At 32.4% G+C, this 22,044-nt stretch carries 17 protein-coding genes; 5 read left to right on the top strand and 12 right to left on the bottom strand.

Going from position 1 to position 22,044, the window contains the following annotated elements:
* The first annotated feature begins 151 nt into the window (after nucleotides 1-151).
* Nucleotides 152-604, top strand: coding sequence for a MarR family winged helix-turn-helix transcriptional regulator (locus M1D64_RS09300; protein ID WP_041079024.1), 453 nt, complete (start codon nucleotides 152-154; stop codon nucleotides 602-604).
* Nucleotides 605-698: 94 nt separating this feature from the next.
* Here M1D64_RS09300 and M1D64_RS09295 read toward each other — a convergent pair whose 3' ends face one another.
* Both M1D64_RS09295 and M1D64_RS09290 read right to left on the bottom strand, forming a co-directional pair.
* On the bottom strand, nucleotides 699-1,859 hold the full coding sequence (locus M1D64_RS09295; RefSeq protein WP_041079026.1) for an aminotransferase class I/II-fold pyridoxal phosphate-dependent enzyme: 1,161 nt from the start codon (nucleotides 1,857-1,859) through the stop codon (nucleotides 699-701).
* Nucleotides 1,860-2,102: 243 nt separating this feature from the next.
* Entirely contained in the window at nucleotides 2,103-3,107 is a 1,005-nt protein-coding gene (locus M1D64_RS09290; protein ID WP_041079028.1) for an acyltransferase family protein, read from the bottom strand.
* 200 nt (nucleotides 3,108-3,307) lie between these two features.
* On the opposite strand from M1D64_RS09290, the gene M1D64_RS09285 reads away from it, so the two are divergent.
* On the top strand, nucleotides 3,308-3,733 hold the full coding sequence (locus tag M1D64_RS09285) for a MarR family transcriptional regulator (protein WP_002483721.1): 426 nt from the start codon (nucleotides 3,308-3,310) through the stop codon (nucleotides 3,731-3,733).
* Between the two features lie 193 nt (nucleotides 3,734-3,926).
* Here the strand turns inward: M1D64_RS09285 and M1D64_RS09280 are convergent, their stop codons facing one another.
* The 4 genes from M1D64_RS09280 to M1D64_RS09265 all read right to left on the bottom strand — a co-directional run bounded on the left by M1D64_RS09280 (nucleotide 3,927) and on the right by M1D64_RS09265 (nucleotide 11,072).
* On the bottom strand, nucleotides 3,927-8,555 hold the full coding sequence (locus tag M1D64_RS09280) for a GW dipeptide domain-containing protein (protein ID WP_129303492.1): 4,629 nt from the start codon (nucleotides 8,553-8,555) through the stop codon (nucleotides 3,927-3,929).
* Nucleotides 8,556-8,788: 233 nt separating this feature from the next.
* Nucleotides 8,789-9,211 carry a GNAT family N-acetyltransferase gene (locus M1D64_RS09275; RefSeq protein WP_041079030.1) on the bottom strand — a complete coding sequence of 141 codons (423 nt, stop codon included), beginning with the start codon at nucleotides 9,209-9,211 and terminating at the stop codon, nucleotides 8,789-8,791.
* A 77-nt stretch (nucleotides 9,212-9,288) separates the two neighbouring features.
* Nucleotides 9,289-9,759 carry a DUF2538 family protein gene (locus tag M1D64_RS09270; RefSeq protein ID WP_002483718.1) on the bottom strand — a complete coding sequence of 157 codons (471 nt, stop codon included), beginning with the start codon at nucleotides 9,757-9,759 and terminating at the stop codon, nucleotides 9,289-9,291.
* A 20-nt stretch (nucleotides 9,760-9,779) separates the two neighbouring features.
* Entirely contained in the window at nucleotides 9,780-11,072 is a 1,293-nt protein-coding gene (locus M1D64_RS09265; RefSeq protein ID WP_011303450.1) for an LCP family protein, read from the bottom strand.
* Between the two features lie 573 nt (nucleotides 11,073-11,645).
* Here M1D64_RS09265 and M1D64_RS09260 point away from each other — a divergent pair.
* Nucleotides 11,646-13,304: a phospho-sugar mutase gene (locus tag M1D64_RS09260; RefSeq protein ID WP_002483716.1), complete on the top strand. Its 1,659-nt coding sequence runs from the start codon at nucleotides 11,646-11,648 to the stop codon at nucleotides 13,302-13,304.
* 20 nt (nucleotides 13,305-13,324) lie between these two features.
* Nucleotides 13,325-14,500: a serine hydrolase domain-containing protein gene (locus M1D64_RS09255; protein ID WP_002483715.1), complete on the top strand. Its 1,176-nt coding sequence runs from the start codon at nucleotides 13,325-13,327 to the stop codon at nucleotides 14,498-14,500.
* A 52-nt stretch (nucleotides 14,501-14,552) separates the two neighbouring features.
* Here the strand turns inward: M1D64_RS09255 and rihC are convergent, their stop codons facing one another.
* The 6 genes from rihC to M1D64_RS09225 all read right to left on the bottom strand — a co-directional run bounded on the left by rihC (nucleotide 14,553) and on the right by M1D64_RS09225 (nucleotide 20,521).
* Complete coding sequence (rihC, locus tag M1D64_RS09250) at nucleotides 14,553-15,461, bottom strand: ribonucleoside hydrolase RihC (protein WP_041079033.1); 909 nt, start codon at nucleotides 15,459-15,461, stop codon at nucleotides 14,553-14,555.
* Between the two features lie 481 nt (nucleotides 15,462-15,942).
* Nucleotides 15,943-16,233: a cytochrome aa3 quinol oxidase subunit IV gene (gene qoxD / locus M1D64_RS09245; RefSeq protein ID WP_037538855.1), complete on the bottom strand. Its 291-nt coding sequence runs from the start codon at nucleotides 16,231-16,233 to the stop codon at nucleotides 15,943-15,945.
* The gene (qoxC, locus tag M1D64_RS09240) at nucleotides 16,230-16,835 is read right to left on the bottom strand and encodes a cytochrome aa3 quinol oxidase subunit III (protein ID WP_002483712.1); all 606 of its coding nucleotides are present in this window, start codon (nucleotides 16,833-16,835) and stop codon (nucleotides 16,230-16,232) included. The genes qoxD and qoxC overlap by 4 nt, the downstream gene beginning before the upstream one ends.
* On the bottom strand, nucleotides 16,825-18,813 hold the full coding sequence (gene qoxB, locus M1D64_RS09235) for a cytochrome aa3 quinol oxidase subunit I (RefSeq protein WP_011303444.1): 1,989 nt from the start codon (nucleotides 18,811-18,813) through the stop codon (nucleotides 16,825-16,827). Before qoxB ends, qoxC begins: the two co-directional genes overlap by 11 nt.
* Complete coding sequence (gene qoxA / locus M1D64_RS09230; RefSeq protein ID WP_037538850.1) at nucleotides 18,813-19,934, bottom strand: cytochrome aa3 quinol oxidase subunit II; 1,122 nt, start codon at nucleotides 19,932-19,934, stop codon at nucleotides 18,813-18,815. The genes qoxB and qoxA overlap by 1 nt, the downstream gene beginning before the upstream one ends.
* Nucleotides 19,935-20,203: 269 nt before the next feature.
* Nucleotides 20,204-20,521, bottom strand: coding sequence for a DUF5011 domain-containing protein (locus M1D64_RS09225; RefSeq protein WP_002483709.1), 318 nt, complete (start codon nucleotides 20,519-20,521; stop codon nucleotides 20,204-20,206).
* 245 nt (nucleotides 20,522-20,766) lie between these two features.
* On the opposite strand from M1D64_RS09225, the gene M1D64_RS09220 reads away from it, so the two are divergent.
* Complete coding sequence (locus M1D64_RS09220) at nucleotides 20,767-21,912, top strand: globin domain-containing protein (RefSeq protein ID WP_041079039.1); 1,146 nt, start codon at nucleotides 20,767-20,769, stop codon at nucleotides 21,910-21,912.
* Nucleotides 21,913-22,044 lie beyond the last annotated feature (132 nt).

The raw sequence follows: 22,044 nt of genomic DNA, 5'->3' as shown, positions 1-22,044 counted from the left end.
AAAATATTTACCTTAATTTTTTAGTGTTTCTTTTCAAAATAATAAATGGTGGTATACCTTTATATGTGAAAACTTTTTTACAATTAATTATTAAATTTGACTATTATTAAAACATCTATTAATATTATTATTAATAGATTGGGGGAGACAGATGACTTCAAACGATTATGATCAAATGAGAAAAGAAATGTGCTATTTATTTTATATTACTAGCAAAGAAGTAGTAAATAGATTTAATAAGTATTTAAAGCAATTTGATATTAGCTTTCCGAATTATATTGTCTTACTTTATATTGAAAATGATAAACCTATATATATTAAAACCTTGTGTGATGAACTTTATTTAGATTCAGGTACAATCAGTCCAATTATTAAACGTTTAGAAAAAAAATCACTTATTGAGCGTATGAGAACGGAAGAAGATGAGCGCAGAGTGAAGGTTCGATTAACTGAAAAAGGATTAGAATTGAAAGATCATTTTCCAAAAATATCAGAGGATGTCATTCAACAGTTTAATATGAAGAGGGAAGATTCTCTTGCTTATCATGAAATTTTAAAAACGTTCGCTGAACAAAATATATATATAAATGATGAAGAAAGATAAATATAACAGGATTGAATAGCTGACGAGCAGCACTTGTTTATAAAAAAACCGAGTAAAAGTTATTAATAGACATAACTTTTACTCGGTTTTTATTTTAATTATATTTATTTTTAAGGTAATCTTCTAATCTTCTCATGGCTTCTTTTAAAGCATCAAGTTCGTATGCGTAAGATATACGAACATGCCCCTTTCCAATATCAGTAAAAGATGAACCAGGTACAATTGCAACATGAGCATTTTCCAGAACATCTACACAAAAGTCAAAATCGTTTTCTGTAAAGCGTTGAATACTTGGGAAAATATAAAAAGCACCTTCAGGTTTGGCATCGAGTTCAAAACCTAATGATTCAAGTTTTTGTATAAGGAAATTACGGCGTTCAATATATGCTTCGTTCATATATTGTGGTGCTTCAAGTCCTTCGTTCAATGCAGCGATACAAGCAATTTGTGCTGGTACATTTGCACAAATACAATTGTAGGCATGCATAAAAGTTAATTTTTCAATAAGATATTCTGGACCTATTAAGAATCCAATGCGAATACCTGTAGCAGAGTGAGATTTACTTAAACCACCAACTAATAATAATTGTTCTCTAATAGATGGGAATTCAGCGAATGATGTATGTTTGCCAGTAAAAGTGTTTTCAGCATATATCTCATCACTAATAACAAATATAGGCATATGCTTTAAAGTTTCAGTTAGTGCTTGAACCTCATTGTGGTTCAAAATGACGCCCGTTGGATTAGTAGGGTAGTTTAGTAATATGGCTTTGGTCTTCGCAGTTAAATGTGCCTCTATAGCTTCAGGTGTGACTTTATAATTCGTCTCTGTGGTATCAATATAAACCGGCACGCCACCTAATGTTTTGATAAGTGGAATATAGCCAGAATATACTGGACCTGGTATTAATATTTCATCACCTTCATCAATGATGCTTCTTAATGCAGTATCTAATGCTTCACTAGCACCGTTGGTAATAATAATTTCTTCGGAACTATATTTAAATCCATAACGTTGATGGAAATATTGGCTAACTGCATTTCTTGTTTCCTCTAGACCTTTATTATGTGAATAGCTTGTTTGATTTTCATTTATTGCCTGGATATAAGCAGATTTAACAACATCAGGCATTGGAAAATCTGGTTGACCAATTGTTAAATTAATACAGTCTTTTATACCGCTAATACGGCTTGAAAATTGACGAATACTTGGTGCACTTAAATGTTTTGAATTATTATTTAATGATAGTTTCATTGTATAAATCACCTCAAGATTTAAAAATACCAAATTTAATTTTATATGTAGAGTTAGAGCGAGAATCAAAGATAGCTTTGGCTTTTGATTCTCGCTCCACAAGCATGTCGATATAAAGTTATAATGGATAGCAAAAATTTATATCATGCTTATTTTTTAATGATACTTGCTATAAAGCGATTGCGTTAATTAATGGTTACGCATCATTACTTTAAATATATCATATCGCGTTTCACAGTACCTTTATTCTTTGAATTTAGAAGGGGATTGTAGATTAATAATTGGATTTGTCCATTTTGATACAAAACGTGTTGATAATGCATAGACAATAATCGTCGTAAAGAGCAGTAAATAGACATAAGTTAATATCGATACTGAATCTTTAAATGGATAAATACCGAATCCACGTATAACCCCGATGACTAAACCATGTAATAAATAAACATACATTGTTCTACGTCCAATATAAGTGTAAAACTTTTCTTTTTCTGGTATTAGATTTAAGAAAGAGAAAAGTGTTATTAAAATTATGAAATAAAGTAATAACCTTTTAATAGGACTGTATAAGTCTGGTTTACCTTCGAGTGACATATAGGGTGAGTCACCTAATAACCAATCTGCATTAATAGGATGATATGTATAAGTAACATAAAATACAATCAAAATGATGATAGAGATTGGAACAAGTTTTTTATTTTTTAAAGTTTGGATATGCTTATTCGTAAACAGATAACCTAAATAAAATATTGGAAAGAACATGATGGTTCTTGAAAAGCTTAGATAATTATCGATATTTGATGAATAACCCGCAAATAATGAGATAATTATGGCAATCGGTAAAACATAGTATGGTTTATAGTCCTTCACGATTACTAATATAACGTGGAAAAAGAATAATGTAAGTAAAAACCATAATGCAAATACTGGATCGAATGGATCAAATTTCACACTATCTTCTTTACCAGTTAAATAATAGTAAAAAGAGAAAAAGCCAAAGAAAACAACGTAAGGAATTAATAGTTTTTTAGAGACTTTTTCTAAATAACCAGCTTGGCCTGCTTTTTTTGCAAAATAACCAGAAATAAATAAAAAGCCCGGCATATGAAAGCTGTATATTGTTAAATACAATGAAGAAAGATGTTTACTGGCTTCTGTATATGGCTGTAATAAATGGCCAAACACAACAAGAAAGATTAACATTGCTCTAGCATTATCGAAAAAGTAATCTCTCTCTTTCAATTGTGACATTATTTTGCTCCTTTTATATATGCGATAAATTTTATATGCGCTACTTCTAATTTATTATAAAACATATGAGAAATGCAACAAAATAGTACAATTTGTCTTTTATCATTGTATATTAGGAAGAATACTATTATAATATTAGAAAATAAAATAGTGTATTTAACCTCTTAAGAATTTAATTTAAAGTAGTGGAGATGACCAACATGTATAAACAACTAGAACAATTAATTACACTGACGAGCAATGATCTTAATTTAGTAAGTAGACGATTTGGACAACGTACAGATTTAACTTCAGAGCAATTGGAGATGCTAAGAATTTTATATAATTATAAAAAGTTATCTCAATATGATTTAACAATGAAGATTAATAAAGAACAATCTATCGTATCACGTTGGATCAAGAAGTTATGTCAAATGGGTTATATCACGAGCAAACAATCCAATAAGGATATGAGATGCAAAGATTTAATGGTGACAGAGAAGTCAAAAGCTTTAGTCGAACAAATAAATGAAGTTAGGATAGCGCTAATCGAAGCACGATGTCAAAATTTAACAGCTAAAGATATTGAAAGCTTAAATCAGTTATTAAAAAAATTAAATGCACATCATACATATTTTATTAAATGAAATATAAAATAAACGAAGCGTAGGTGATATATAGCACTTTTTTGAAAAGTGATGTATTACCTACGCTTCGTTTAATATCTTTTGTTATTTATAAAGCATAAAGTGATTTTTACTTTTTAGTCATCAAATACCAAAAATTGGGATACAGGTAAAGCTGATAAACATTTAATAATGCCTCTAAAAAGTAGTGCGATTATTTATAAGTATCTACGTCAAAGTATTTACCTAATTTACCCATTGAATCATAAAACCCTTTAATACGTGTAGCATTATGTGCTGCCCATGCTACATCTGTTGCATATTGATGAACACCTGGATTTTCAGGGTTCCAACGCATTTTGTAAAGTGTGTTTTGACCTTGATTGATATATGAGCCAGCAATGAATTTAGCACCACCAACAATTGCTTTTTTAACAGTATTCCAACCATTATTTTTGGCTGTAGCGAAACCTTGTTTAACAGCATCGCTGTCAACAGCACCAATACCAAACATATTATAGTATTTATCTTTGCCATTAGTTACAACTTTACCGTTAACAACATCTCCGCCATTAGCTAGTTTAGATGTACCATTACCAGTTTCAAGTAGGGCATGTGAAATTAAATATACTTCATTGATATTATACGCTTTGGCAGCTTCGCTAAATGCTTCACCTTGGCCTTCTAAAATACCTTTACCAACTAATAGTTTATCCAAATCAGCTGAAGAAATATTTTGTGATTTATCTAAACGTAAGAATTGATATTTTTGAGTTGGATCTTTAATTAATTTGCTAGAATCCATAGCATTTTTAATTTCAGTTGCAGAAGCATCTTGCCATTTACCAGCTGTATGTTGAATTTGTGGTTTGAATTTCAATCCTTTTTGGATAGCAACTGCTTGATCAAGTGTAAGACCTGATTTGTAATATTTCACTAATTCTTTACGTAAGTCATCTTCTTTTACCCAAACGACTTTACCATTAGCTAATTTACCATGGTACCAAGTGACACCATTAATGACTTGTTTTTCAAATACAGTGAAAATACCTTCATAAAAGTCTTTCAATGAACCAGCAGCTTTTCCTGTTAATGGATCAATATAATAACTACCTTTTTGGTTATGAATGATGTAATCATATTTTATAGGTGTTACAGCTGATTTTGTAACGCTAGGTGTCTTCGTGGTACTATTTAAATCTTTTGCAGCAATCCAACCAGTTTTATTATTAACAATACCGTAGATATATTCATCTTTGTCAACGTAGACTGATTTTGATGCATTAAATTGATTGTTTTTTACATTTTTTAAAGTATCTAGTTGTTGTGATTTTGTACCCCAAGGGACAGCATAAAGACCATTATTTGTAGCTTTAACAGTATATTGACCATTTTTAGCCGTTGTCTTACTTAAGTTACGTGTATTGATATCTTTTGTATTAACCCAACCGATTGGTGTGTTTTGATTTGTATTTTGGATTAAGACATATGTGTTATTGCCTTGTGTACGTTGTTTAGTAACAGTAAATGTTTTACCTGAGAATTTAGATGCATCTTTACCTTTTGGATCATAAACTGTTGTTTTAATTCCAGAGTTAGTAGCATTTAATTGACCAATCTTACTTACAGTTTGTGTTTGAGTTGCTGCTGGTTTCTTAGCAGTCTCTTTAACTGTTATATCTCCAGTTTGCATCCAACCTAAATTAGTATTGGTTTTATTATCAGTAATTAAATAAAATGCATTGCTACCTAAAGTTGCTTTTTTACTTAATTTGTATGTTTGACCATTCACATATGATTTTTGTACACCTTGCTTATCATATACAGATGTATATACACCATGATTAGATTTAGCAACTGTACCTTGTTGATTAGTTAAATTAGATACAACTAACTTGGCAGTCGTAGACGGCTTGCTTGGCGTCGTAGGTGGTGCCGTTAATTTACTTAAGCTAACCCATCCAGTTAAATTATTTACAGTACCATAAATATAGTTTGTTTTACTAATTTGTTGTTGCTTAGTTGCTTTAAATGTTTGAGCTGATTTACCTGAAACAGAACCTGCTTTTTGACTACTTGTTCCCCAAGGAACTGTATAAATCACTTCTCCAGGATTAATTTTATAAGTTTTATTGATTTTTGCAGCGGCTTTAGCGGCGTTATAACTCACATCACCTTGATGTACCCAACCAATTAAAGTGCCTTTGTTATAGTCAGAAACTAAATAGTATTGTTCTTTACCTAAAGTAGCAGATTTAGTTACTTTAAGTGTTTGGTTTACGCGATCAGTCTTTTTACCTTTTTGGTCATAAACGGTTGTATATAAACCATCATTTTTTGAGTTGATACGGCCTACGCCATTATTTTCAGTAACTTTAACGGTACCTGATTTTGATGGGGTAGTTGTGCCTGTGTTTCCAGAACCAGTGCTACCACCAGTACCACCTGTACTGCCAGAAGAAGTAGTACCCCATGCTGCTGCTTGACCAGTTTTAATTAAATATTTTTCATAAATTAAATCGTAAAGTTCATCATAGCTATAATTATGTGCTGCTAAGTAACCATGAGGGTCAGAGTGGTCAGAACCACCTAAATAATTGCTGACTGCTTGGTGAGTCCATACCGTACCAACACCATCATATTCAGCACTGTCTGGGACTAAACCATAATATTGTAGGTTAGTTGCTGCGTAGTCTGCATAATTATTTATTGAACGTGCAAAAGAGTCATAGTCATGCGTATGAACTAATTCAACATGTATAAAACGATCATTTGCTTGTGGACCGGCACCCCATGCTAAGTAGTCAGTATTTGCAGTTTCAATAATACGATCACCATCTACATATGCATGAACAAAAGCGCTCGTGTAATTATTCTTCATATAGTTAATCTCACCAGTGATAGTTGAATTATCATTAGCAGTATCATGCATTACAATACCTTCAGGTTTGCCATAACGGTAATTATATTGAGGTAAGTAATTTGCTATATCTTGTTCGTAATTTGGTGCTTTAAAATTATTTTTACGAATATAGTTATTAATTGATGAATTAACTTTTGGTGAATATTTAGGTAATGCCGCACGTGTTGTTGCTTCTTTAGTTACTGCAGAACGTGTTGCTACTGCAGTATTAGCACTAGTAGTAGCTACTCTAAGCTTAGGTGTTACTTTTGCACTAAATGTAGCTGGCTGTACTTTGTTTTCTGCTGTAGAAGCTTCTTTAGATGATGTAGATACTTTGGCATTATCTTGCTTGTCATTAGAAGCAACGTCATCTTCTTTAGAAGTTGCTTTGTCATCTTGAGTGGCAGATTCATTTTGATCTGCTATATCAGAAGCGCTATCGTTACTATGAGTGTCGTCTTGTTTATCACTAGAAGCAACGTCTTCATTAGAAGATTCTGCTTTATCATTTTGAGTTTCAGATTCGTTTTGATCTTTTACATCATCAGAAGCGTTAGCGTCACTTTGAGTGTCATCTTGTTTAACATCAGAAGAAGCAACGTCATCTTCATTAGAAGATTCTGCTTTATCATTTTGAGTCTCAGATTCGTTTTGATCTTTTACATCATCAGAAGCGTTAGCGTCACTTTGAGTGTCATCTTGTTTAACATCAGAAGAAGCAACGTCTTCATTAGAAGTTTCTGCTTTGTCATTTTGAGCAACAGATTCGTTTTGATCTGTTACGTCAGAAGCGTTATCGTCACTATGAGTGCCGTCTTGATTAACGTCAGAAGAAGCAACGTCTTCATTAGAAGTTTCTGCTTTGTCATCTTGAGTGGCAGATTCATTTTGATCTGCTATATCAGAAGCGTTAGCGTCACTGTGAGTGTCGTCTTGTTTATCACTAGAAGCAACGTCTTCATTAGAAGTTTCTGCTTTATCATTTTGAGTTTCTGATTCGTTTTGATCTTTCACATCATCAGAAGCGTTAGCGTCACTATGAGTGTCGTCTTGCTTAACATCAAAAGAAGCAATGTCATCTTCATTAGAAGATTCTGCTTTATCATTTTGAGTCTCAGATTCGTTTTGATCTTTTACATCATCAGAAGCGTTAGCGTCACTTTGAGTGTCATCTTGTTTAACATCAGAAGAAGCAACGTCATCTTCTTTAGAAGTTTCTGCATTGTCATTTTGAGTCTCTGATTCATTTTGATCTGCTACATCAGAAGTGTTAGCGTCACTTTGAGTGTCGTCTTGCTTAACGTCAGAAGAAGCAACGTCTTCATTAGAAGTTTCTGCTTTGTCATTTTGAGCAACAGGTTCATTTTGATTTGCTACATCAGACGAATTTTCATCTGTATTTGTTTCTTCAGCATTCGAACTCACATCATTAGATGTCTGTGATGCTTCATTAGTTGAATTTGTTTCTGATTGTATTGAGTCAGTGTTGTTTTCTTCATTCTCTTGGTTGTTATCTTCAACAGAAGTTTGCTCAGTATCTAAAGATTTCGTGTCATTATCTGATGAAACATCTTGTTGATCTTCTTGAACGTCTGTCTCCTGATTATATGTATCTTGATTTGATGTTTGTTCAGAAGTTTGATCATTCAACTCATCTAACTGTGCATCATAATTTGTATCTTCATTTGAAGATGCATCTTTTACTTGTGTAGGGTCTTGGTATGTTTGTGTACCTGAAATGTTAGTTGTTGGTTTGCTAATTTCAGATTTAATTTGTTCACTTTGGTTAAGTGCTTTTTCATCATCCAATACATTTTTATTCGGAGTTTGATCTTGTGTATTACTTGCTGCTTGAGCATGATGAGTTGTCAAAGCTGTACCTGCTAATGTAAGTGCTACAATCGAAGGTACCTTATAAGTGTTCTTTTTCTTAGCCATTTAACTGCCCCTTTAACTATATATTTTGTATCCTATTATAATACGACGAAAGACCTAGAGGCTGGTTTTTACTGTTTTGTAATATAAAATTAATCTAAAGCCAGTATTAAAAAATTATAAAGCTAATAGAAAAGCGTTATAACGCCTAATTTACATTATATTAAAATATTACACTTTCTGAAATATTACAAAATTTAAATGAAGAATAACTGTAATATTCGGATGAAAAATTTTTAAATTATTTTTGTCATAGCAATGTGTTCGATATTTTCTTCCATAAAGATATCACCAGTAGATTTATAACCAAGCGCTTCATAAAAGGGCTTGGCATGATATTGTGCATTTAACGTCATTTTATTATAACCTTGTTGTTTTGCAGATGTTTCAAGAAATTGCATAAGTAATTGACCATATCCTGATTTACGGTGCGTCGCTCTAACAGCTACACGTTCTATTTTTACACTATTATTTACAGGACGAAATCTTCCAGTAGCAAAAGGTATATGATTTGAATCATAACCAATGACATGAGTGGCAACGTCTTCAAATTGATCAATTTCATTTTCTAATGGAACACCTTGTTCTTTCACAAATACTTCTTTACGAATTTCTAATGCATCGTCCATCATTTTAGGTGTAGTCACAATATTAAACATATATTTACCTCTTTTCTCATTTTAGATATTAAAAATACCCTACCATAAAATAGATGGTAGGGTAGAGTTATTTGAATTTATTGTGCTTCTTTTCTTACGATTGCTGTATACTGCCAAAAAATACGCATTTGTGCAATATTCCAGTTATTCATTCCCATGGTAAAGCCAGAAGGTTTGAATAGGTTTACATCGGTTACTTCTAACGCTGCAGCAATCAAGTATTGGATAGGTACACTGATTTGCTTCATAGTATCAGTGATACCATTTTGATCATATACCCAAGTAAATGGTAACTCAGATTCAAAAACATCAACTTTTTCAAATATTTCTGGGAGTGCAACGATGTAACACGCACCATCAACTACAGGATTAAGGTCACTATCTTTATAGTAAATGCGTAAGGCCTCATAATTCTCACGATGTTCATGATTAACGTAGAAAAATTCATTTCTGTATAGCGCCATATCTTTGCTGTGAATCAATTGCTGCTCTAAAACATTAAACATGCCATTCACATGTGCTAGTTTTTCATAAGTTTTGCGTGACATATTACGAGCTCCTTTCTAGATTAATATTGATTCGTTGGTACTTCTTGAGCGTTCTGTTGTTGGTTTGGATCAATTTGCTGTTGGTTAGGATCGTTTTGTTGTTGATTAGAATCGTTCTGGGGTTGATTCACGTTATTTTGTTCGTTACCAAACTGATCCGTTTGTTGCTGATTATTATAATCTTCAGCGTTATTTGTTTCTGAGTTGCTATTGTCATTCTCATTTGATTGATTTTCATTACTATTTTCATCTTCCGAGCTATCTTTTTGTGATTTCGTTAGAAGACTATCATCTAACTCGGTTAATGGTACGAGTGTACCATAATAATCAATCACGCGTTGATTTAGTAATTCATCTTTATCTTTAATTTTAGGTAAATCTAAGTCACTTCGCAACATATTTGTCGTTGACAGGATATTTTTTATATCTGGATTATAGTAATAAATGCCATTTAAATAATCATCGTCACCTTCAAGTTGTGAACTTTTTATTTTTATATCATCTTTTAAATAAGAAGTAGCAAGTACTTTTATTTCATCATAACTTAAATTATGTTTGGCATTTTTTCCGACAATTTCAACAACATCATCTAGTTTATTAAATGAGTCTGCTTTTTGTGCTTTTGCAAATAGTTTTTTAATTAAATCCATTTGTCTCTGACCACGTTTTAAATCTGAGTCTTGATGACGTGTTCTAGCTACAGCCAATGCTTCATCGCCATTAAGATTTTGATAGCCTTTTTTGACTTTAATTTTACCAGTATCGTTTGTATTTGGTTCATTAATGTTGTAAGGGACGTCATATTTAATGCCGCCCAATTCATCAACTGCATCAACAAACGCTTCCATATTAATTCTGACATAGTAATCGACTGGTAAATCTAATGTAGCCTCTACCGAGTCCATTGAAGCAGTAGGGCCTCCGTATGCATGTGCATGCGTAATTTTATCATAATAACCAACTTTTGGTATGTAGCTGATTGTATCACGCGGAATACTTAACATTCTAATTTGTTCCTTATCTGCATTAAAAGTAGATAATATCATTGCATCGGTTCTAGATTTTTCAGCTGTTTGTCCATTTTTTTCACGGCCACTATTATCATCAATTCCCAAAAATAGGATAGATATAGGATCTTTTGAAGGATTTACTTTAGAGTCACGTATATTTGACTTCCTAGAGGAATCACTATCATTAAAGGAAGACTCAAAAGCGCCTTGAGAAGATTTTAGCAATATGATCGCAAAAATAATTGGAACAACGACAAGAACTAATGAAAGAAATATTAAGAAATATTTTAAAAATTTATTCATGTTTGAAGCTCCCAAATTATTAGATTTTTTGTACATGTAACTATATTTATATTTTGATTATACTTCTTTTTAACTTTGTAAATTATTTGTAAAGAAGAAAATGCACTATAAATTATAATTTTATTACTATCACTAAAAAATATCAACTATGAAGTTGTTAATTGTAATTTTATTGGCAATGTGTAATAAAATGATGAAACAATATGCACGCAGAAGTTATGTGTTAATCATAAATATACAATGCACTTGTCATGTATGATTAAGTAAATATGATTGTATTTAATAAAATCATCATTTATGAAATGATTTAAATCATTGAAAGTGGCAAGGTTAATAAACATAAAAATAGTATTACAATAATGTCATTTGATAAAATATGATTTATTTAAAGACATAGGATATAATATATATTGGAAATATCATCTTGTAGACGATTATAATTAAAAGATGTTAGAAATTTTAGATTGCCTTTGTACTTAATTATAGCAAGCGTTGAAACAAATTTAATCATATTCCAGCATAAAGATAGAATAAACGTACTAGGAATGAATGATTTGAGGAGGAAATATTATAGTGAAAGCACTTTGGTTAGAAAATATAAATGAAAGTTTAGTAAAGGATTTTTACGAAACACAAACAGAAGAAGAACAGAATGCTGGTTTTGAAGGGGTCTTATCATTTGGTACTGCAGGTATTAGAAGTACATTTGGTTTAGGACCAGCAAGGTTAAATGCTTTTACAGTCCGCAAAGTAGCGCTAGGTTTAGCTCAATATTTAAATCATAATGTTGATGACGCATCTGTTGTCATACATTTTGATACAAGATTTTTATCAAAAGCATTTTCACAAGAGATGGCAAGTGTGTTGGCAAATAATGGTATCACAGCTATTATTTCAGACAATTATAAATCGACACCAGAATTATCCTTTGCCGTAAGACATCTACAAGTAAATGCAGGCATCATGATTACAGCAAGTCATAATCCTAAAAATTATAATGGTATAAAGATTTATAATGAAAAGGGTGGCCAATTATTACCTGAAGCTTCAGAGCAATTAAGTGAATATATAAATTCAATTGAAACTCCGTTAAATATTGAAAAAGGTGATTTTAATGCGTTCGTAGAAAACGGTAAAATAAAATATATGTCGAATGAAGTAACAGAAAGTTATAAAAAAGAAGTTAAGTCATTAGTAGGATCAATAGATGCACATGACGCAAAAGTCATATTGACGAGTTTACATGGTACGAGCCTACCTTTGGTATCTGACATTTTAACTGAATTAGATTATCATAATTTTGTTATAGAAAAAGAACAGTCAGAACCTAATGGTAATTTTCCAACAGTAGCTATTGCTAATCCTGAAGATGAAGCAGCTTTTGCACTTGGCAAACAGCTAGCAGATAAAACAGATGCACAGCTTATTATTGCAACTGATCCTGATGCGGATCGATTAGGATTTATAGAACGTTATGGTGATAATGATTTTAGATATTTTAATGGCAATGAAATAGGGCTATTATTAATGAAATTAAGGTTCCAAGATTTAACTGAAGATAGTACGCCGCAATATATGATCAAATCAATAGTTACGAGCGAGCTAGCAGAAAGGTTAGCAACATCTCTCAATGTAGAAGTTAACGATGTTCTGACAGGTTTTAAATTCATTTCAGATTTAATAGAACACAAACAGAAAGATGATGATAAGCAATTACTGCTTGCATTTGAAGAAAGTCATGGGTACTTAGCACAACCTATTTCAAGAGATAAAGATGCTATACAAATGGTACCATTATTAGTTAAATATAAGAATTTACTTGATAAAAACGGTATAACATTTAAGGAAACAATTGAAGATATTTACGAAAATATCGGTTATTTCAAGGACAGAACACTTGCGCCTACATTTGAAGGAAAAGCCGGTGTTAAAAAAATAGAAAGTATTATGGCGCAATTTAGAAATGAACAGGTATTTTCTATATGTGGTATGGATGTACTAAAAATTGAGGACTACCATGTTGGAGAAGTTAGAGACATGATAACAGGTCATACTGAGAAATTAACATTACCAAAGACAAATTTAATTAGATTTATTTTTGAAAATGGTTTTATTGCGTTAAGACCTTCTGGTACAGAGCCAAAAATTAAATTATATTTTTCACTTGAAGTTGAAAATATTGATGAAATTACACAACAGTTTGAAGCAAACTATATTAATAATATAGTTTAAACAAATATAGAGGCAACATTATGACAACAAAGATACTCAAAAAAATAACAATCATTTTAATTATATTATTAATAGTAATTATTATTACAATCGCCTATAAGCTATATCATCGTAGTCATCAAGAAACGCCAATGTTACAAAATGAGACGAAACAAGAAACTACGAATAAACAAATGGGGCATTTACAGACTATTGTCGATAATCAAAATCCACAGATGATGCAGATTAATCAATATCTTGAACAAGTTAAATTTAACGGTACTGCAACTGTGTTCGAAAATGGTCAACTCAAATTAAATAAAGGATACGGTTTGCAAAACATTCAAGAAAATAAACAGAATCAAGCAGATACTTTATATTTAATTGGATCTTCTCAAAAGTTTGCAACAGGATTAATGTTGAAACAATTAGAAAGCGAAAATAAAATTAACATGAACGATTCTGTAACTAAATATTTGCCATGGTTTAAAACGAAGCAGCCAATTACTTTAAATCAACTCATGTTGCATAAAAGTGGATTGTTTAAATATAAAGCTTCTCCAAATTATAAAAATTTAAACGAAGCGGTACATGCGATTCAACAAAAAGGCATTGAGCCTAAATTTTACAATAAAAATAGGTACAACGACGGAAATTATTTAGTATTATCGCGTGTGATTGAAGAAGTGACAAACAAGTCGTATAAGAAAAATTTTGAGGATAGAATTTCAAAACCGCAACATCTAAATTTCACTGCATTTTTTGATGATCCAAATTTTCAAGCATATATGGCTAAGGGTTATAAAAAGGATGGTAAATCTGGCAAACCACTACAACAGTATCCCAACGTTTTAGAACAGTATTATGGGGCGGGTAATTTATACATGACGCCGAGTGATATGGGAAAATTGATTTTAGGATTACAGAATAATGGAATATTAAATAGCCATATATCAAAACCACTGATACATGAGAGTAAGACGTCTAAATATCCTCAACCTTATCGCTATGGGTTTTATTCCTTTGCAGATAAAAATAGAATTAATGGTGGTTTTTTTGGTCAAGTTTTTACGTCATATTTTAATGACAAGTATATTGTAATCCTAGGAACTAATTATGAAAATAGTGATGTGAATAATGAACAGAAAATCCAACATATTTACAATCAGATTTTAAAACAGGGTGGACCTTATAATCATGTGGGTAAATCATATTAATTGAAATTTTAAAACACACGCCATGGAAATGGGCGTGTGTTTTTTACTAAGATTATATACAGTATTTTAAAGCTTCAATAAATAGTTTTTTGAAATCGTTTGTTTCGATAGACATAACAACTGAGCAGTTAGGGAAGTGCGTGTTAAAATCTGTAACAGTTGCACCTTTTGTAAGTGTTCCAGTGGTCTCAATTTGTACATCTGCCTCTTTCACATCAAATTTTTCAGGATGTAATAAATAAAGTATCGTATATGCATCATAGATATTGATTCCTTTTTCAAAATCGTCGCCCTTATAATGTTTGAAAAGTTGATGCAACATGTCACCGGTTTTGTTTAAACTTTGTAATTCATTCACCGTTGCGTGACTAAGTGTAGAACTTCTAGCTACATCCAAGCCAACCATAGTAATTGGTAATCCAGAGTTAAATACAATGTGTGCTGCTTCTGGATCACAATAAATATTAAATTCTGCTAATGGTGTGACATTGCCTCGAGCTGCCGAACCACCCATTAATACAATTTCTTTAATATAATCTTTTACTTCTGGATAGGTTGAGAGTAATAGGGCAATATTTGTTAAAGGTCCTATTGGTATTAAAGTAATAGGGTCTTCACTTGATTGAAGTTCTTTGCGCATGGCTTCTACAGCATGAGTGGATGATAAATCACTGTAATTAATCTTAGGAAAATCATATCCTCCCATCCCAGATTCACCATGTACTGCACTAGCATCTACGATTTCTGATAATAATGGTTGAGAGGAACCTCTATGTACAGGAACGGTACTCGAGAAAAAGCGTTTAAGTTTCAAAGCGTTCGCAGTTGTTTTTTCAATACCCACATTTCCATTAACTGTAGTAATCATTCGCAAATCAAAATTAGGATGATTTAATGCAATGCTAATCGCAGCAGCATCATCAATTCCAGGATCTGAATCTATGATAATAGGTTGTTTCATAATTGAATTTCCTCCTAAAAATAAATAATCATTTAAATATAGTGTACATTGTTTTACCTAGAAAATGTTGTATAGCAATTGAAAAATTAAGCGACTATTGATAGGAATATGAGCAAATAATGTTGTAAAGACATTCCATAGAGCCTAAGTTTAGTTTATTAGTATTTATTTTGAATAATCTAGGTTAGTTTTTAATATTCGTGAAGTATTTTCATTAGAAATCAGCGTCATCTAATGAAAATACTATTTGAAAATAGGGGGGATATGAAGAAGGAAAAGTGACGGTCAGTTGCATGTTTGGTTTACCATAGTTAATATAAACGATTAATTTAGTACTTTCTTTTCATACGAAAAATTTATAACAACAAAACATACATATTTTGAAATTAACGAAATCAATATATAAAGAGACCCCCTACACAAATGAATGCGTAGGGGGTCTCTTTGTTCTAAGGCTTCTCAGAAGAGAAGTCTATATTGATTATAAGTGGCTTGAGTGTCCACCTTGCATTACCCAATAAGTACCGATAACAGTAATTAAAGTAATGATAATCGCAAATAAAACTTTAAAGGTTTGTAAATTACCATCTTTACCTTCAGTTAAGTGCATGAACATTAATAATTGAACTGCAGCTTGTATAAAAGCAAAACCAAAGATGATGGTAATCTTAGCATTAAGTGCCATAGATGTGTATAAGGTTACAAATACAGCTAAGATCGTTAAAACGATTGAGGCGATAAAACCTACAGTATGTTTTACTATTGTATTCATCCGCTAAACACCATCCCTATCATATATACGGCAGTGAAGATGAAAATCCATACAACATCTAAAAAGTGCCAGTATAAACTAACTATAAATAATTTAGGAGCATTGTCTTTATTTAATCCGCGCATTGCTACTTGAATTAATAGGCAAATAATCCAAACAATACCTAATGACACGTGGGCACCATGTGTTCCTAATAGAATAAAGAAACTAGACCAATAAGAACCGATAGTTAGATTAACACCTTCATGTACGTAGTGCGCAAACTCATAAATCTCGAAGCCTACGAATACCATACCAAGTAATACAGTGATAATCATCCAAATCAGCATTAATTTTTCTTTTTCTTTTCTCATATAGTAAATTGCAATACCACATGTATAAGAACTAATTAATAATGCAAATGTCATAATTAAAACTAATGGTAATTCAAACAATTCAGTCGTCATTTTTCCAGCATAATCGCCACCGTGTTGAAGTGTTAATAATGTTGCGAATAACGTACCGAATAATGAGAATTCTGCTGTAAGGAATACCCAAAAGCCAAGTTTATTTAAATTACCTTCATGCGAACGTTGATCAATTGTGTTTGCATCATGACTCATGACTTACAGCCTCCCTTTCTTTTATACGTGCATCACGTAAACGTTTTTCAGTTTCAGCAACTTCAGACGCTGGTATATGATAACCATGGTCGATTTGGAAACTGCGATAAACCATAGTTGCGAAGATACCAATTAAACAAATAATAGCTGGAACGAGTGTTTCAAAGATAAGGAAGAATCCACCAATAGTGAAGAGAATTCCCATCCAGAATCCAACAGGAGTATTATTTGGCATATGGATATCTGTATAGTTATGGTTGTCTAAATAATGACGACCATGTTCTTTCATATCTACAAATGTATCATAGTCATTCCAGTCTGGTGTGATAGCAAAGTTGTATTTAGGTGGCATTGCTCCAGCAGTTGCCCATTCTAAAGTACGTCCTAAACCATCCCAGTTGTCGCCAGTTGCTTCACGTGGTGCTTTGAAGAAGCTGTATACGATACTTGCAACTAAGAACATAAATCCTAATGCCATTAATAGGGCACCGACAGTTGAGATTGCGTTTAGTAACCACCAACCATCTTCTGGCATATAAGTGTATAAACGACGTGGCATACCATCTAATCCAAGGATGAATTGTGGTATGAAACAAACGTTAAATCCGATCATGAATAACCAGAAACACCATTTGTTTAATGTTTCGTTTAACTTGAAGCCAGTCATCTTAGGCCACCAGAATATTAAAGCTCCAAGACAGGCAAATACTACACCAGCTACTAGCGTATAGTGGAAATGCGCTACTAAGAAGTAAGTATTATGATATTGATAATCTGCTGCCGCCATTGAAAGCATAACACCTGTTACCCCACCGATTAAGAAGTTCGGTATGAACCCTAATGCGAATAGCATTGGAGATTCGAAGGTAACACGACCTTTATAAAGCGTGAACAACCAGTTAAAGATTTTAACACCAGTTGGTATACCAATTAACATGGTTGAAATTGAGAAGAATGAGTTAATTAATGCACCATTACCCATTGTGAAGAAATGGTGAACCCAAACTAAGAAACTTAAGAATGCGATACCTGCAGTCGCCCAGACCATGCTTTGATGTCCGAATAGGCGTTTACGTGCAAATGTCGGAATAATTTCAGAGTAGATACCGAATGCTGGCAAGATAACGATATACACTTCAGGGTGCCCCCATACCCAGAAGAAGTTAGCCCAAAGCATTGGCATACCACCATTTGCAACTGAGAAGAATGCTGTGTCGAAAATTCTATCAGTTGTAAATAGCGCTAATGTAACTGTTAATACTGGGAAAGCCAAGATAACGATTAATGCTGTAATAAAAGTCGTAACCGTAAACATTGGCATTTCCATAAATTTCATTGTTGGTGTTTTACATCTAAGTATAGTAACAAAGAAGTTAATACCAGTCATCAGTGTACCAATACCGGAAATTTGTATCGCTATTAAGTAATAGTTGACACCAGGTCCTGGACTGAATTCTCCTGCGAGTGGTGCGTAGTTTGTCCAACCAGCTGCAGGTGAGCCTCCGACTATAAATGAAAGGTTGAATAAAATCATACCTGAGAAGAATAACCAGAAACTTACGTTATTTAATACAGGGAATGCAACGTCACGCGCACCAATTTGTAGTGGTACGACAACATTCCATAAACCAAAGATGAAAGGCATAGCCATAAAGATAATCATTATTACGCCGTGCGTACTAAAGACTTCATTATAATGGTTTCCTTCTAAAAATGTATTGTCTGGAATGGCTAATTGCGTACGCATCATTAGCGCGTCAATACCACCACGTACGAACATTAATACCGCACAGATTAAGTACATTGCACCAATTTTTTTATGGTCAATAGATGTGAACCATTCTCTGTATAGATATTTCCATAATTTGAAATAGCTAATTACTGCGATCACGGCAATAACTGCGAAAGGAGCACCAATTTGTCCCATTGTTATCATCCAGTTACCTTGAACGAGTAATTGATCCCATGGAAAATTCATTAATGTCCACCTCCATTTTCATGGTCTTTTTTCTCAATTTTAGATGCTTTTTCATCTTTAGCACCTTCAGAGATTTTTTCCATTTCATCCATATTATGTGATTCTTCATCTTTGAATTCACTATCATATGGTTCATTATTGCCTAAAATCATGGCTTTCATTCCATGACGTTCGTAGTTAGCATTTGTGATTTGCGGCTTACGTGCAGGTTGATCTGGTTTATCTAACACATCTGCTGTACGTTCTTCTTCAGTGTTAAAGTTTGGATCTTTTTGAACGAAATTATAACGATCATAAGCATAGAAAATATACTCAGGATCTGCTGCAGGATCAACAAATGCTAAATGCGTACCACTGAAAGTTAAATTTTTGTTTTCAGTAGTTGGTAAAAGTTGCTTATCAAATGTATCTTGATCCAATACTTTTTGTTTTTTGGCATCTTTTACCCAATCCTCGAATTTGCTTTGGCTTACTGAATTCACATCAAATGTCTGACGACTGAAGCCTTCACCATTGAAGTTTGAGTTACGTCCACGGAACGTACCTTCTTCACTAGCTGTTAAAGTCCAGTCCATAGTCATACCTGTCATCGCATATTTTTGACCACCTAATTGTGGAATCCAGAAACTTGTCATCATATCCATTGATTGGAGCTTGAAGACAACTGGGCGATCTTTCGGAATAGTTAAATGGTTAACTGTTTCGATTTTCTCTTCAGGATAACTAAAGAACCACTTATAACCAGCACTTGTAGCATAAACAACAAGTGGATCGTCTTCTTTCTGTGGTTTTTCCTCGTAATTATAAAGTGAATTAACTGTTGGAATAGCTAATGCAATTACAATAATTACTGGAATAATAAACCAAATTGTTTCTAATAAAGAATTGTGGTGCATCTTACCTGATTCATCAGTGTTTCCAATTCTATATTTATATAGAAAAACTGTGAATAGAATAAGTACAGCGGCAATAATAACAAGCATGAAGATAATTGAATACATAATCAAAAACTTCGAATCACTTGCCATCGGCCCTTTTGGGTTTAAAACTTCTACGTTAGAACAGCCACTAAGTAAAATTAGCGAGCCAAAGAGTAGAAGCAAAGACTTAAATTTTGACACTTTTTTGACCTCCTAATACTACAAATGTAGGGCTTAACATCAATTTTAAGATATTACGTAATATTTACAAGTGTTTGTGCGAAAAAAAATATTGTAAAATTAAAAGAAACCCAACAAACTCAACGTCTGGTGGGCTTTCAAAGATTTGTTAAAATTATGTGTACATTTTGTGAAAAGTGTCATATTTAAGGCGAAAGGGTGATTTTATCAAAAAAGTAGTGATAAAGGTTATCATTTAGCTTGATTTTTGCTATGTATGGAATTTTAATTTATTTAACTTCTATATAACGTATCGATTTACTTGATGCGCCGTTTGAATCTTCCACTTTATACTCAATTTTGTATTTTCCAGCTTGGTTGATATTAACATTACCATCAACTTTAATTTTATGTGTTAAATCGCCGTCTTCTTTATCGTATGCATGTACACCATTTAAAAGATTATATTCTTCACCTTTATCTATGATTGTATCATTCGTACCTTTAAGCTCTGGAATTGAATTGTCAGTGGCTTCTGCACTTAGGTTTGGGGATACAAGAGTTGCAGAAACGCCAATTGCTGATAACGATTGTATAAGTTTATTCATTTATTGACCTCCAAGAAGAGACTTTAATTGATTTATCTATACTATACTGTAATGCGCTGTGTATTACATCATACTATAGTCCTAATATACCTTATTTATTTAAATATAATTGTAATTTTTAGTTAAAAATAAGTAAAATGAACTTTTTGTGAATTTTATCACAAATTTGTTTTGAAATACTATAATTTGTAATAAAATAAAGTAGAAATGATAAAGCTATATTTGAAGAAATGGAAGTGCTTATTATGTTGAATGAAAAAGAAAAAGCGATTATTAAAGAAACGGTTCCGGTATTGCAAGAAAGAGGGGTAGAAATCACATCGTTTTTCTATAATAGAATGTTTACACAACACCCTGAATTAAGAAATATGTTTAATCAAACAAACCAAAAGAAAGGATTGCAATCAACAGCGCTAGCACAGAGTGTATTAGCTGCAGCGATGAATATTGATGATTTGACACGTATTTTACCAGTTGTGAAAGAAATTGCATTTAAACATTGTGCATTACAGGTGCCGCCAGCTGGTTATGATATTGTAGGTGAAAATTTATTAGCTGCCATCCAAAATGTTTTAAAATTATCGGATGATGATGCAATATTAGACACTTGGGCTAAAGCATACGGAGAAATTGCTAAAGTATTTATTGAAGTTGAAAAAGATATTTATAAAACAATGGCATGGGATGGTTTCCAAGCATTTGTAATTAAAAATATAGAAACTGTAGCTACAGACATCAAAGCATTTACAGTTAAATCTGATGAAATAGACATGAGTAAATTTAAACCAGGTCAATATGTCACGGTCGATGTGAAGAGTGCGTCACTACCATACCGTGCTAAACGCCATTATTCAATTGTAGAAGGTGATAGTGAAACACTGACTTTTGCAGTTAAACATGATGTAACAACAACACATGAAGGGGAAGTGTCTACGATACTTCATAGTGAATACAAAGAAGGCGATACGATTCAATTATCAGCACCAGTAGGTCCGTTTTCCGTGGTCAACAGTGAGTCACCACAGCTATTTATTGGATCCGGTATCGGGGTTACACCTTTAATTCCAATGTTTAATCAAGTGGCTAAGTCAGAAGCGCCAATTCAATTTATTCAAAATATTATTAATGATACAGATATACCATTCTCAAATAAACTAGAGGCAATAGCTGAAAGTAAAGAGAATAACGATTATATTATTTATGATAAGCATAAAATGGGTTATATGGATGCATCGTATTTGAATCAATTTATAACAAAAGATACTGAAATTTATGTTTGTGGTGGTGTTAATTTCCTTCAATCTATCATCACTACCTTAAAAGAAATGGAAGTTGATGAAACGAAAATTCATTTCGAATCGTTTATCCCTAAATTAAGTGTTGGTGTATAAAGTGTTATATGATTGAATGAAATAATATAAATTAACAAAAAACAAGACACGTTAAGTCGTATTGAACTTAACGTGTCTTGTTTTTTGTTAATGAAGCAGTAAAGCATTTTATTTATATAAATATCAAAAAAA

Source organism: Staphylococcus sp. Z5-21 (assembly GCF_056529615.1).
This window is presented reverse-complemented; position numbering and strand designations above follow the sequence as displayed.

Bases quoted from the DNA above. Each gene is read 5' to 3' on its own strand.
- M1D64_RS09275 (WP_041079030.1), bottom strand. From the start codon at position 9,211: ATGTTTAATATTGTGACTACACCTAAAATGATGGACGATGCATTAGAA.
- M1D64_RS09295 (WP_041079026.1), bottom strand. From the start codon at position 1,859: ATGAAACTATCATTAAATAATAATTCAAAACATTTAAGTGCACCAAGT.
- M1D64_RS09270 (WP_002483718.1), bottom strand. From the start codon at position 9,759: ATGTCACGCAAAACTTATGAAAAACTAGCACATGTGAATGGCATGTTT.
- M1D64_RS09300 (WP_041079024.1), top strand. From the start codon at position 152: ATGACTTCAAACGATTATGATCAAATGAGAAAAGAAATGTGCTATTTA.
- M1D64_RS09280 (WP_129303492.1), bottom strand. From the start codon at position 8,555: ATGGCTAAGAAAAAGAACACTTATAAGGTACCTTCGATTGTAGCACTT.
- M1D64_RS09220 (WP_041079039.1), top strand. From the start codon at position 20,767: ATGTTGAATGAAAAAGAAAAAGCGATTATTAAAGAAACGGTTCCGGTA.
- rihC (WP_041079033.1), bottom strand. From the start codon at position 15,461: ATGAAACAACCTATTATCATAGATTCAGATCCTGGAATTGATGATGCT.
- M1D64_RS09225 (WP_002483709.1), bottom strand. From the start codon at position 20,521: ATGAATAAACTTATACAATCGTTATCAGCAATTGGCGTTTCTGCAACT.
- M1D64_RS09255 (WP_002483715.1), top strand. From the start codon at position 13,325: ATGACAACAAAGATACTCAAAAAAATAACAATCATTTTAATTATATTA.
- M1D64_RS09265 (WP_011303450.1), bottom strand. From the start codon at position 11,072: ATGAATAAATTTTTAAAATATTTCTTAATATTTCTTTCATTAGTTCTT.
- qoxC (WP_002483712.1), bottom strand. From the start codon at position 16,835: ATGAGTCATGATGCAAACACAATTGATCAACGTTCGCATGAAGGTAAT.
- M1D64_RS09290 (WP_041079028.1), bottom strand. From the start codon at position 3,107: ATGTCACAATTGAAAGAGAGAGATTACTTTTTCGATAATGCTAGAGCA.
- qoxD (WP_037538855.1), bottom strand. From the start codon at position 16,233: ATGAATACAATAGTAAAACATACTGTAGGTTTTATCGCCTCAATCGTT.
- M1D64_RS09285 (WP_002483721.1), top strand. From the start codon at position 3,308: ATGTATAAACAACTAGAACAATTAATTACACTGACGAGCAATGATCTT.
- qoxB (WP_011303444.1), bottom strand. From the start codon at position 18,813: ATGAATTTTCCATGGGATCAATTACTCGTTCAAGGTAACTGGATGATA.